The organism is Pseudovibrio sp. Ad26 (assembly GCF_001623285.1).
Classification (GTDB): Bacteria; Pseudomonadota; Alphaproteobacteria; order Rhizobiales; family Stappiaceae; genus Pseudovibrio; species Pseudovibrio ascidiaceicola.
Genome location: NZ_LMCE01000049.1, coordinates 101,229 through 113,638, shown reverse-complemented (window position 1 = coordinate 113,638; position 12,410 = coordinate 101,229). Strand labels below are relative to the sequence as shown.

Here is a 12,410-nt window from a genome sequence, read left to right as displayed (position 1 = left end):
CTGCTTAGGATCTGCGCGAAATTGCAAACTAGAAAGTTCATGGATGTTGTATCTGGCGTCACGCATGCGATTTTCTGACCTGAGCGAGCAGCAGGTGCTGGCGCTTGCCATCTCGTCAGAAGAAGATGACGCCCGCATCTATCGGGGCTTTGCAAAACGACTGCAGGATGACTATCCGGGAACCGCCGCCGTCTTTGCCGATATGGCCAATGAAGAAGACCAGCACCGGATTGCGTTGATCGAACTGCATCAAAAACGCTTCGGCGACACCATTCCTCTGATCCGCCGCGAACATGTTTCCGGGTTTTATGCCCGAAGCCCACTCTGGCTCTCCACCCAGCTGACGCTCGATCAGATCCGCCATATCTCCGAGAACATGGAGACGGCCTCGCGCACATTCTACGAGAATGCAGAGAAGAAGAGCACAGATGCAGATACCCGCCGCTTGCTGGGCGACCTGGCAGCGGTGGAAGCGGATCACCAGAACAAAGCCCGCAACTTGTCACAAACCCATCTGGCCTCAACGGGAGAGCAGGAGGAAGAAACCGCACACCGCAAACTGATCCTGACCCTGATCCAGCCCGGTCTTGCCGGGTTAATGGATGGCTCCGTCTCCACTCTGGCCCCTGTTTTCGCCACAGCCTTTGCAACAGGCAACACATGGACCACGTTTCTTGTTGGCCTTGCAGCCTCCATCGGCGCGGGTATTTCCATGGGCTTTACGGAGGCGGTCTCGGATGACGGGCAGATTTCCGGACGAGGTTCACCTGCCTTGCGCGGTGTAGCCTCTGGCGTGATGACAGCTCTTGGTGGGCTGGGTCATACCATCCCGTATCTACTCAGTGATTTCTGGGTGGCCACGTTCATCGCGTTTTTCGTTGTGGCGGTTGAGCTCTGTGCGATTGCGTGGATCCAGAGCAAATACATGGAAACGCCGCTCTTGCGGGCGACGTTTCAGGTTGTTCTCGGCGGCTCACTGGTGTTTGCCGCCGGTGTCATTATCGGCGGTGGTTAGACGCCCCTACAGGGACGCGCCACCTTCTGCGAACACATGCAGGAATTCACGATTGACGGAAACCGGCAACATATCTCCTTCTCGCACAGTGATGGAATGATCCACCCGCATGGTGAGTGGGTCGGAGGAGAAGCTGGTTTGCAGGTAGGCGAGAGACTCTGACCCAAGTTCCTCAACCAGTTCTACCTTCGCAGAGAAATCACAGGCCTCTGTGTTGGTGATGCTCATGTGCTCCGGACGGATGCCAAGCATGATCGCTCCATTTGCTTCAGCCCTTTGTGCATCATTGATGTTGAAGCCATCCAGCTGAATTGCACCTTGTTGCGCAGTCGCCCCGATGAAGTTCATGGAAGGAGCTCCGAGGAACCCGGCCACGAACTTATTCGCCGGACGCTCATATAGATCAATCGGACGCCCGACCTGCTCAATCACACCATGGTTGAACACCACAATCCGGTCCGCAAGGGTCATCGCCTCGGTCTGGTCGTGGGTCACGTAGATGATCGTCGCACCCAAACGCTTGTGCAAACGAGCGATCTCCAGACGCATCTGTACGCGCAGGGCAGCATCCAGATTGGACAGCGGCTCATCAAACAGGAACACCTGCGGATTGCGGATGATCGCACGGCCAATCGCCACACGCTGACGCTGACCACCGGAAAGCTGACGCGGATAGCGCTCCAGCAGATGACTGATCTGTAAAGTCTCCGCCACAGTGCTCACACGGCGAGCCACCTCATCCTTCGCCATTTTGCCAAGACGCAAGCCAAAGCTGATGTTCTCAGACACCGTCATGTGCGGGAACAGCGCGTAGGATTGGAACACCATCGCAATTTCACGCTTAGACGGATGGGCGCGGGTGACGTCTTTATCAGCGATGTTGATCTGGCCGGAGGTCACATCCTCGAGACCTGAAATCATCCGCAGCATGGTGGACTTGCCGCACCCGGATGGCCCGACAAAGACAATGAACTCACCCTTTTCGACCTCAAGATCCACCCCATGGATGATCTCCAGATCTCCGAATGACTTCCTTATGTTTTTCAGTGACAAACTACTCATAATGTCCCCGATTATCCTTTCACGGCACCCATGGTCATGCCTTTGATGAAGTAGCGCTGGAAGAACAGGAATACGATCAGCGTTGGCAGGCTGGCGATCAGCGACATGGCGCCCTGAATGCCCCAAGCAACGGAGTATTGGCCCTTCATGAACACGAGCCCCAGCATGATGGTGCGTTTCTCGTCAGATTGGGTGAAGATCAACGGCCAGAGGAAATCGTTCCAGATCCAGGTGAATTGAAGCGTCGCCAACACCGCGATGGCTGGCAGGCTGATGGGCAGTGCAATTTTGGTCAGCACCTGCCACTCATTCGCCCCTTCCAAAATCGCCGCCTCGCGCAACGGGTTTGGCACGGTGGCGAAGAAGTTGCGCATCAGCAACGTACAGATCGGGATCCCCAGCGCCGTGTGCACGATAATCATCGGCCACAGCGTATCAATCAGCCCCATCAGGTTGAACAGGCGGAACAGCGGGATCAGAATGACCTGCGGCGGGAAGAACATGCCGGACACCACCAGCAAAAACACCAGGTCGCTGCCTTTGAAGGGCAGCTTGGAGAATACATAACCCGCCAGCGTGCCAAGCCCGATGGAAAACGCCGTTGCAGGTGCAGCCACGAGGAACGTGTTGAGCATGTAGCCATGCACCGCCGGATTGCTCAGCACCTCAATGTAGTTGCCCCAATACATGCTGCTGGGAATGGCCCACAGGTCGCCAAGCGCAATATCCCGCGTGGTTTTGACGGAGGACAACAGCACACCGAAGGTAGGCGCCAGAAACAGGATTGCCAGCGTAAACAGGCAGATGAAGATGACAACAGGCCACGGATTGAACCGCTTCAGCGCAATATAATCGCCGCTGGCGCTGCCCAGACTAGCCGTATCAGCCATAGATTTCGTCCACCTTTTTAAGCTGTTTGAAATAGAGGCGAATGATGGTCAGCGCGACAAGGAACAGTACGACGGAAATGGCACTGCCATAGCCCATCAGGTACTTCTTGAAGCTCTCGTTATACATATGCATGGCCAGCGTATCGGAGCTATTGAACGGCCCACCGCCTGTCATGATGTACAGAATGTCAAAGCCCTTCAGCGAGTTGATCACGCTCAGCGCAACAACAACCACGGTGGCCGGTGTCAGCAGCGGCAGAATAACGTGGCGAATGCGTTGCCACGTGGTCGCGCCTTCCAACTCGCACACTTCCAGCAGATCACCGGGAATAGCCGTCAAGCCTGCGAGGTAGATCACCATGGACAGGCCGGTCGCTTGCCAGGACCACGCAACAATCACGGAGTAGAGCGCGCTATCCGGCTTCGCCAACCATGCGTAGTTGAAGCGACCGTTGGTGACGTACTCAATAATAGAATTCAGCAGGCCCCAGTCAGGTTGATAGATCCACACCCAGACCTGCCCAACCACAACGGCGGACAGACAGATTGGCAGATAGAAGATGGTTTTGAAGATCGGGCCACCGGGCACATGACTGTCGATGAGCAGCGCCAGCGAGAGGCCAAGAACAGTTGGAAGCACCACCGCAATGGCCATCCAGATAATCGTGTTTATTGCCGCAGACATGAAGAGGCGATCGGAAAACAGCTTTCCGAAATTCTCAAAGCCAACGAAATCATAATTGTCACTGAAACCGTTCCAGTTGGTAAAGCCGTAATAAAACGAGCTTAGGAGCGGCCAGATGATGATCAGCGCGAAAACGCTGAGGGGGAGCGCCAAAAGGGCAACGCGCCAGAATGTGTTGCTTTGATTCATACCCGTCTCAGAAAAAGCCTGCCTCGCAGTGGTGCATGTTCGTCTCCCTGAACCAGCATGGTTTGTTGGGAGAATGCGTGAAGCTATAGAGGCAAGCCGACCGCAAACATGTTGCGACCGGCTCTGTTTTAAATGCGATGATTATTCGGCAAACGCGCTTGCAGCGCTGGCCTGTGTTTCATCGAGAATAGTATCCACTTTGGATGGGTCATCCATGAAGCGTGCGAACATGGACAGACCAACTTCCGCCACTGGTGGAGGCGTGGACAGGTCATAGTTAAACGCAAAGGTCTGCGCAGCGTCGATGGTGTCGAGCGCTTTGAGCATCACAGCGTTGTAGTTGGACTTTGCAACATTCACGTTGGCAGACAGAGCGCCCTGAATGTTAGCCCATTTCGCCTGTGCTTCCGGATCAGACACCAGATACTCAAGCAGCTGCTCAGCCCCTTCCGGGTTCTTCGCATTTGCGGAGATCACCAGACCGTCCACCGGACCAACGACTGCATTTGGAACGCCAGCCGTCACTTCCGGGAAGGGGTAGAAGTCATAGTCTTCACCCGGCTTCAGGCCAATAGAGTTCCAGTAACCGGTGATCCATGTGCCCATGAGGGTCATAGCTGCATCACCGCGAGCAACTTTGTCAGAAGCATCAGTCCAGCTGTCTGCGTTTGCATTTTCAACAAAGTAGCCTTTGTCGACCATGCTCTTCCAAAGACCCATCGCCTTTTTCACTTCAGGATCGGCATAAGAGGCTGTGCCGTTCATCAGTTTTGCGCGGTAGTCAGGGCCCGCGGTGCGAAGGATCAGATAGTCAAACCAGAACTGAGCAGGCCAGCGGTTTTTAGAACCAAGCGCGATAGGGGTCACGCCGTTTGCCTTCAGCTTCTCACAGGCTGCGAGGAATTCTTCCCATGTCTTTGGGGCTTCCGTGATGCCAGCCTTTTCCATAACAGCTTTGTTAAAGAACAGACCGGAGTAGTGGTAACCGAATGGCACCAGATAGCGCTCGCCGTCATACTTGGTTGCACCGTCCGCAACAGACTTGGCGACAACGTTGTCCAGACCGGCTTTGTTCCACATGCCGTCGATTGGGCGCAGATCACCCGCATCAATGACAAACTGCGTTCGTGCGCCAGCCCAGTATGAGAAAACATCTGGCAGTGCGTTGCCCGCCGCGCGCACCAGAATGCCGGTCTTGAAATCTTCATGACCGATTGGGCTGTCTTTAACGGTGATACCGGACTTGGCTTTAAAGCCCTTCAGAATGTCCTTCAGGCCTTTCTGGCCCAGCTCACCGGTGAAGTAGTGAGAAATGGTGACTTCGTCCGCTGCAAATGATGGAACCGTGGATGCTGTCGCCATAACGGGCGCAAGCACCGCAGCAAGCAAAAGTTGCCTTCTGCGCTTATTCATATTTCAATCCCCTCCCAAGAGTTTTCATATGTTTCACAAATTCATTTCGTCAATAAGTTGCCTTATGTGCAACAAAACTGAATATATGCCCCATTTCGCCGCGCATTTCGTAAAATGTCAAGCTTATTTTGTACAAAAATACGTATACTGCCCCTTGCACTCCTGTAAAACCTGTGTCAATTCTGAGTCCAGATGCTGGAATTTTGTTGCCCTATGTTTAACTTTGTGTAATTAGTTGTCCATATTCCAACTTTTTCCAGTGTGTGAATGGAGATTGACGTTGCGCCTTTTACAATCGCTATCCCGTGGACTTCAGACGCTCGACTATCTTGCCCAGCAGGCTAAACCTCTGCGGCTTACGGATATCGCGAGTTACCTTGGTGTCGACAAGTCCAATGCGACGCATATTCTGCGTACTTTGGTTGCATGCGGTTACGCCACGCAAGGGACTGACAGGCGTTACGCAGCAAGCGAGAAAATGACAGGTTCTCAAGGGTCTGGGCCAACGGCGGAGGCCATTGTTGCCGTTCGCCAGCAGTGGCAGCCTATCCTGAAGCAGCTCACCCGCGAGACGGGCGAATGCTCTCACATGGCTGTGCTGGCAAGTTCACAGGTCTGGTATGTGGATAAAATCGATTCTGAGCTTCCGCTCAAGGTCGATCATCCCATCGGATCGTTGGGACCATTGCATTGCACCGCCCTTGGCAAGGCCTTTCTGGCGTTTGGTGATGCGCAGGCAGAGCAGGAGCTGAAGCAGTTCACCCCTGTGACCCTGACGGACCACACCGCCCTTGCAGCAGAAATCTCCAAAAGCAGAGATCGTGGCTACGCGATTGACGACGAAGAATTTACCTCCGGCATCCGCTGCGTTGCGGGACCGGTTTTTGATGAGCATGGGGTAATGATCGCCGCGATCGGCGTTTCAGGACCGACAGTTCGAATTGATGACAAGCGCTTTGAGGAGCTTGGCGCGCTTGTTCAGAAAATGTGTTTTATGAGGGAGTAAAGGATGGGGAACCAGCCGGTTCGCGTTGCCATTCTGGGCACAGGTCGTATTTCGGATTTGCATGCCATTGAGTATAAGCAGAACCCGAAAGGCAATATTGTTGCCTTGTGTGATCAAAACGTAAAGCAGGCCCAGTCTCAGGCAGAGGCATGGGGCGTTGATGACCCGATCATCAGCGATGATTACAGAGAGCTACTGGCCCGCCCAGATATCGATCTGGTAGAAATCCTGCTGCCACACCATTTGCATTTGCAAGCCGCACTGGATGCCATCGCAGCTGGTAAGATGGTTTCGCTTCAAAAACCCATGTGCATGAACATGGAAGAGGCTGACATTCTTGTTGAAGCCGCTGAAAGCTATGACCGCCCTTTCAAGATCTTCGAAAACTTCATCTTCCATCCCCCTGTCCTGAAAGCCAAAGAACTGGTGGATGCAGGCGCGATTGGAGACCCGATTTCCATTCGCATCAAGTCGAACCCCGGCAAGAGTAAAACCGCCTGGAAGGTGCCTGCAGCAGCCAACGCATGGCGGCAGATGAAAGACATGGCTGGCGGCGGCCCGCTGGTGTTTGATGACGGACACCACAAATTCGCGCTTGCCTGGCACTTCATGGGCATGCCGTCTGACGTGCACGCCTTTATCGGTCAGACCGAAGTCTTCAAAGGCATCTATCTGGATGCTCCGTCCATGGTTTCCTTCCGTTTCCCCGGCAACAAGATCGGCAATCTGGAGGTGGTTTACTCTCCAGAGCTGGAAATCGCGACCAAACACTACGCACAGGATGACCGGGTCGAGATCACCGGAACCCAAGGCGTTCTCTGGATCAACTGCGGTCACGGCTCCATTGGTGACCCTGCGCCGCTGATTCATTACCGCGAAGGCAACGTCACCGAGTATCGCGATATCTACGCGGGCTGGGAACAGAGCTTCGTCAACTCCACACGCCACTACCTTGATGCGATCACTGAGGGCGGCGACCCGATCCTGACAGCACGGCAGGGCCGCGATGTCTTAAGTTTTGCGCTGGCGGCAGAAGAGTCTGCACGCACTGGCCAGACGATCAGCTTCTAAGCGGCGGGAGTACAGAGATGTCTTTATCTGTTCCGGGCAGCATGCAGGAGCGCGCCAACTGGCTTCAAGCCCAAGGCGGGCTGGAAGCTGCCATCGCTGCAGGCCATTTTGCTGAACAAGTGACCATGACGCTTTCTGAGGCGCTGGTTCTGGGCCTGATGCGTCAGGGCGTCACCAAGTATCTGGCAATCTTCGGCCATGGCTCTACCGAGCTGGGCGAAGTGCTGCGCGTTTACGAGGACGCTGGCCTTGTGCGCACATGGCAGTTCCGCAACGAGGTGGAAATGGCCCATGCAGGCACAGCGTTACGCTGGGTTTATGGCGAGGTTTGCGCGGTTGTCACGTCCATCGGGCCGGGTGCTTTGCAGGCTATGGCGGGTTCTTTAGCAGCCGCCTCCAACGGCATTGGCCTCTATCACATCTATGGTGATGAGACGACCTATGGCGAAGGTTACAACATGCAGCAGGTGCCAAAACCGCAGCAGGGTCTCTTCCAACAGATCACCTCGGCCATGTCACAGGCCTACACGCTGCATACGCCGGAGGCCCTGCGCAGTGCTTTGCGCATGGGTGCCAGCTGTGTCTACCATCCATTCAAAGCGGCACCGTTCTACCTGAACCTGCCGCTCAACACCCAACCACAGAAACTGGACATCCGGCTGGACAGTCTGCCGACTGTTCCAACCTATGAACCGACCATTCCAGCGGTGGACCATAACCTGCTGGAGGCGGTGGAACTGCTGAAATCCACCAGCAAGATCGCCATCAAGGCAGGCGGCGGCTCCCGTCCATTTGCCGAGGAACTGCGATCCCTGGCGGAAGCATCCGGTGCGGTGGTTGTCGAGGCTCCGGGCTCACTCGGCATCCTGCCAGATTCACACCCGCAGAACATGCATGTGGGTGGTTCCAAAGGCTCTATCAGCGGCAACCATGCCATGCAGGAAGCCGAGCTGCTGGTCGCCATAGGCTCACGTGCTGTTTGCCAGAGCGATTGCTCGGGCATGGGTTGGCCAAAAGCAAAACACGTCATCAACATCAACGCTGACCCGATGGATGTGCAGCACTACGCCCACACCACTGCTCTGAATGGTGACATTGGCGAAGTGGTGAAACTGTTGCTTGCTGAGCTAAGCAAAACTGGCGTTGGCAACAAAGCTGACTGGTTGAAGGACTGTGCTGCCAAAAAGGGCGAATGGACTGCGTTCAAGGCAGACCTTTATGCAGCAGGCGCGGTCAATGACGAGGTTTGGCAGGGCGGAGTGATGACCCAGCCGCAAGCCATCAAAGCTGCATCTGACTTTTGCAAAAAGCATGGCGCCATCAAGCTCTTTGATGCGGGCGACGTGCAGGCCAATGGCTTTCAGGTTGTTGAAGATGACCGTGTCGGCGAGACCATCACCGAAACCGGAGCCTCTTACATGGGCTTTGCCGTCTCTGCGCTCATCGCAGGCGGCATAGCGGAGGAGGGGAAATACTCTGTCGCCTTCACGGGAGATGGCTCTTTCATGATGAACCCGCAAGTGCTGATCGACGGCGTGGAGCATGGTGTTCACGGCACTGTTCTGATCTTCGACAACCGCCGCATGGCCGCCATCAGTCACCTTCAGCTCGCCCAGTATGGCAACGACTACCGCACCAATGATGGTGTGGCTGTCGATTACATCGCCATGGCAAACGCGGTCGACGGCGTGTTTGCCATATCTGGCGGGCACTGTGCGGAAGATTTGAGTGAAGCGCTGGAGAAAGCCAGAGCACACAAGGGCCTCAGCGTGGTGCATGTGCCTGTTTATCACGGCGAAAACCCGGTGGGCGGCATGGGCGCTTATGGCAATTGGAACGTTGGCAACTGGTGCAAGGACGTTCAGGATAAATACTTGAAAATGAGCATTTAATCATGACAGATGCGAAACTTCTTATTGATGGAAACTGGGTACCCGCCAGCAATGGCGACACCCGTGATGTGCATAGTCCGGTGACCGGCAAAACCATCGGCACCATTGCCGCTGCAAGTGCAGATGACATTGCCACAGCCCTGAAGCTGGCGAAGGATACATTCCCAAAATGGGCTGCGGTTCCAGCCTGGGAACGCGCCAAGGTTCTGCGCAAGGCTGCTGACCTGATCCGCGAACGGACGCAGGACATTGCCCGTGTGATGTCGTTGGAAACAGGCAAACCGCTGGCAGAATCCATTGGAGAGACCGGCGCGGCAGCAGACCAGTTTGAGTGGCAGGCGGAAGAGGCCAAGCGTATCTACGGCCAAACCATTCCGGGCCGAAATGCAGATGAACGGCTAACTGTGAACTATCAGCCAGTCGGGCCATCTCTGGCGCTATCCGCCTGGAACTTCCCGGCACTCCTGCCTGCCCGCAAAATCGCGGCAGCTCTGGCGGCTGGCTGTACGGTCATTGCACGCCCAGCTTCAGAAGCCGCTGGCCCGTGCTTTGCCATTGGTCAGGCGCTGATGGATGCTGGCCTGATGCCGGGAGCTCTGGCTATCCTGACAGGCGACAGCCGTACGCTTGCGCCTGCATTGATCAACACATCAGAGATCCGCAAGGTATCGCTTACCGGTTCCGTGCCAGTGGGCAAGGATGTGATGCGCCAGTGCGCGGATGGCATGAAGAAAGTCACCATGGAACTGGGCGGTCATGCCCCTGTGGTCATCCATAAGGACTTTGACCCGGTTGCAGCGGCCCAGAAGCTGGCCGCTACCAAATTCCGCAATTGCGGGCAGGTCTGCATTTCACCAAGCCGCTTTTACGTGCACTCTTCCATCGCGAAAGAGTTCGCAGAAGAGTTCGCTCGCTACGCAAAGTCTCTGGTGGTCGGCGATGGTTTGGAAGAGGGCGTCACGACTGGCCCACTCATCCGTCAACGTGCTGTGGACCATGCGCTGCGCCTGACTGAAGATGCCATCGCCAAAGGCGCGGACCTGCTTGCAGGTGGAAACCAGCCAGCAAACTTGCCAGATGGCAGCTTCCTTGAGCCAACAGTTCTGATGAACGTGCCGGATAATGCTTTGATTATGATCGAGGAGCCATTCGCCCCTGTCGCGCCGATCTCCACCTTTGATGATGTGGAAGACGTGATTGAACGCGCGAACAACACGCCGTTTGGTCTGGCAGCCTATGTGTTCTCCTATGACAGCGCTTTGGCACTCAAAACCGCTGATCGGCTGGAAGCAGGGATGGTTGGCATCAACGAAACCCTGCTGGCAACCGCAGAAGCACCATTCGGCGGCAACAAGGAAAGCGGCTTTGGTCGTGAGGGTGGCTCGCTCGGCATCATGGATTACCTCGTCCCGAAATACACCCGCCACCTGCTAATCTCCCGAGATATCTGATGAGCAAAAAAGTACAGGGGCTGGAAAACGGCCTGACAAACTATGGCGACAAGGGCTTTGCCCGCTACCTGCGCCGATCCTTCGCCAAGTCCATGGGCTACACGGATGCCAGCCTCGATAAACCAATCGTCGGCATCTGTTACACCGAGAGCGGGTTCAACAACTGCCATCGGCATTTCCCCGAGATGCTGGAAGCCATCAAGCGTGGCGTATTGGCCTCCGGCGCACTGCCGGTGCCGTTCCCGATCATGTCTCTGGGCGAGGTGTTCCTGAGCCCAACCTCCATGGTCTATCGCAACCTGATGGCCATGGCCGTGGAAGAGATGATCACCGCACAGCCAATGGATTCCGTTGTGCTAATGGGCGGATGTGACAAGACCGTTCCCGCTTTGCTTATGGGCGCTGCTTCTGCTGGCAAACCGGCCACCATGGTTGTGGCTGGCCCCATGATGACTGGCCGCCACAAGGGCGAGCGCCTTGGCGCATGCACCGATTGCCGCCGCTTTTGGGCGCAATACCGTGCGGGCACCGTGGATGAGCCAGAGATCAACCAGATCGAAGGTCGACTGGCAACCACCGCTGGCACCTGCGCCGTGATGGGCACCGCCAGTTCGATGGCTGTGATTGCAGAAACCCTTGGCATGATCCTTCCAGGTTCTGCTGGCATCCCTGCTGTCCATGCAGACCGTCTGCGTAATTCTGAAGAGACAGGCGTTCTTGCCGCCAAAATGGCTCTCTCAGAAAACGCCCTGACGCCAGACAAAATCATGACCCGTGAAGCGGTTGAGAATGCCCTGCGCGTTTTGCTTGCCGTTTCAGGTTCTACCAACGCAATCATCCATCTGACAGCTGTCGCTGGCCGCCTTGGCATCGACATCTCACTGGACCGCATGAACCAGCTTTCCGATGAGACACCCGTGGTGGTGGACCTGAAGCCGGTTGGTCAGGGCTATATGGAAGACTTCCATTCCGCAGGTGGTTTGGATGGTGTTCTGGACGCGATCAAAGATAAGGTGCACCGCAGCCCGATCAACATTGAGGGCGTAAGCCTTGGCGAGCGTTTGGATGCACCAAAGGCCGACCCGATCGACCACAACGTGATCCGCACTGCTGACAATCCGGTAGACCCACAAGGTGGCCTGATCGCGCTGAGTGGCTCACTGGCACCAGAAGGCGCGATCCTGAAACGTGCTGCCGCAACACCTGAGCTGCTCGAGCATGAGGGCAGGGCAGTTGTGTTCTCTTCTCTGGAAGATCTCGCCAACCGCATTGATGACCCTGATCTGGATATCAATGCGGATGACGTGATGGTGCTGCAGAACGCAGGGCCGCGCAGTCCCTCCGGTATGCCAGAGGCAGGATATCTGCCAATCCCGAAAAAACTAGCCCGCGCTGGCGTGAAAGATATGGTGCGTATTTCTGATGCCCGCATGAGCGGCACGGCGTTTGGCACAATCGTTTTGCATGTAACCCCGGAAGCTGATTTGGGTGGGCCATTGGCTCTGGTGCAAAACGGCGACCGCATTCGCCTCTCTGCGAAGAGTAAGAGCATCGATCTGTTGGTTTCAGAGGAAGAATTGGAGCGTCGCCGCGCGGCCTTCACCTCGCCAAACCCGGAACCAGCCCGCGGCTACAAGCAGCTTTATCACAACACGGTACTGCCAGCGACCAAGGGCTGCGACTTCGACTTTCTGCAGAAGGTCTGAGAGCAATCATAAATGCGAGTGAGCAGGGAA

The 12,410-nt window shown here is 55.7% G+C and carries 10 protein-coding genes; 6 read left to right on the top strand and 4 right to left on the bottom strand.

Going from position 1 to position 12,410, the window contains the following annotated elements; translation table 11 throughout:
* The first annotated feature begins 64 nt into the window (after positions 1 to 64).
* Positions 65 to 1,015 (top strand): iron exporter MbfA, encoded by a 951-nt coding sequence (gene mbfA / locus PsAD26_RS09480; protein ID WP_193758278.1) that lies wholly within the window; start codon positions 65 to 67, stop codon positions 1,013 to 1,015.
* A gap of 6 nt (positions 1,016 to 1,021) precedes the next feature.
* Here mbfA and ugpC read toward each other — a convergent pair whose 3' ends face one another.
* From ugpC to PsAD26_RS09460, 4 genes are all read right to left on the bottom strand, one after another.
* Positions 1,022 to 2,077: a sn-glycerol-3-phosphate ABC transporter ATP-binding protein UgpC gene (gene ugpC, locus PsAD26_RS09475; protein WP_063306701.1), complete on the bottom strand. Its 1,056-nt coding sequence runs from the start codon at positions 2,075 to 2,077 to the stop codon at positions 1,022 to 1,024.
* Between the two features lie 11 nt (positions 2,078 to 2,088).
* Positions 2,089 to 2,967, bottom strand: coding sequence for a carbohydrate ABC transporter permease (locus tag PsAD26_RS09470; RefSeq protein WP_063310194.1), 879 nt, complete (start codon positions 2,965 to 2,967; stop codon positions 2,089 to 2,091).
* Positions 2,960 to 3,841, bottom strand: coding sequence for a sugar ABC transporter permease (locus tag PsAD26_RS09465; RefSeq protein WP_063310193.1), 882 nt, complete (start codon positions 3,839 to 3,841; stop codon positions 2,960 to 2,962). Before PsAD26_RS09465 ends, PsAD26_RS09470 begins: the two co-directional genes overlap by 8 nt.
* Positions 3,842 to 3,982: 141 nt before the next feature.
* Positions 3,983 to 5,254, bottom strand: a complete 1,272-nt coding sequence (locus PsAD26_RS09460; RefSeq protein ID WP_063310192.1) for an extracellular solute-binding protein — start codon at positions 5,252 to 5,254, stop codon at positions 3,983 to 3,985.
* A 280-nt stretch (positions 5,255 to 5,534) separates the two neighbouring features.
* On the opposite strand from PsAD26_RS09460, the gene PsAD26_RS09455 reads away from it, so the two are divergent.
* Genes PsAD26_RS09455 through PsAD26_RS09435 form a run of 5 tightly spaced genes read left to right on the top strand, consistent with a single transcriptional unit; the run spans position 5,535 to position 12,380 of the window.
* Positions 5,535 to 6,260, top strand: coding sequence for an IclR family transcriptional regulator (locus tag PsAD26_RS09455; RefSeq protein ID WP_057462437.1), 726 nt, complete (start codon positions 5,535 to 5,537; stop codon positions 6,258 to 6,260).
* 3 nt (positions 6,261 to 6,263) lie between these two features.
* Entirely contained in the window at positions 6,264 to 7,331 is a 1,068-nt protein-coding gene (locus tag PsAD26_RS09450) for a Gfo/Idh/MocA family oxidoreductase (protein ID WP_063304582.1), read from the top strand.
* Between the two features lie 17 nt (positions 7,332 to 7,348).
* A complete protein-coding gene (locus PsAD26_RS09445) occupies positions 7,349 to 9,223 on the top strand; it encodes a thiamine pyrophosphate-dependent enzyme (protein WP_063310191.1) in 1,875 nt (624 codons plus the stop codon).
* 2 nt (positions 9,224 to 9,225) lie between these two features.
* On the top strand, positions 9,226 to 10,674 hold the full coding sequence (locus PsAD26_RS09440) for an NAD-dependent succinate-semialdehyde dehydrogenase (RefSeq protein WP_063310190.1): 1,449 nt from the start codon (positions 9,226 to 9,228) through the stop codon (positions 10,672 to 10,674).
* A complete protein-coding gene (locus tag PsAD26_RS09435) occupies positions 10,674 to 12,380 on the top strand; it encodes a dihydroxy-acid dehydratase (protein ID WP_063310189.1) in 1,707 nt (568 codons plus the stop codon). Before PsAD26_RS09440 ends, PsAD26_RS09435 begins: the two co-directional genes overlap by 1 nt.
* Positions 12,381 to 12,410 lie beyond the last annotated feature (30 nt).

Coding starts and splice junctions, on each gene's coding strand:
- mbfA (WP_193758278.1), top strand. CDS start 65: ATGCGATTTTCTGACCTGAGCGAGCAGCAGGTGCTGGCGCTTGCCATC.
- ugpC (WP_063306701.1), bottom strand. CDS start 2,077: ATGAGTAGTTTGTCACTGAAAAACATAAGGAAGTCATTCGGAGATCTG.
- PsAD26_RS09470 (WP_063310194.1), bottom strand. CDS start 2,967: ATGGCTGATACGGCTAGTCTGGGCAGCGCCAGCGGCGATTATATTGCG.
- PsAD26_RS09465 (WP_063310193.1), bottom strand. CDS start 3,841: ATGAATCAAAGCAACACATTCTGGCGCGTTGCCCTTTTGGCGCTCCCC.
- PsAD26_RS09460 (WP_063310192.1), bottom strand. CDS start 5,254: ATGAATAAGCGCAGAAGGCAACTTTTGCTTGCTGCGGTGCTTGCGCCC.
- PsAD26_RS09450 (WP_063304582.1), top strand. CDS start 6,264: ATGGGGAACCAGCCGGTTCGCGTTGCCATTCTGGGCACAGGTCGTATT.
- PsAD26_RS09445 (WP_063310191.1), top strand. CDS start 7,349: ATGTCTTTATCTGTTCCGGGCAGCATGCAGGAGCGCGCCAACTGGCTT.
- PsAD26_RS09440 (WP_063310190.1), top strand. CDS start 9,226: ATGACAGATGCGAAACTTCTTATTGATGGAAACTGGGTACCCGCCAGC.
- PsAD26_RS09435 (WP_063310189.1), top strand. CDS start 10,674: ATGAGCAAAAAAGTACAGGGGCTGGAAAACGGCCTGACAAACTATGGC.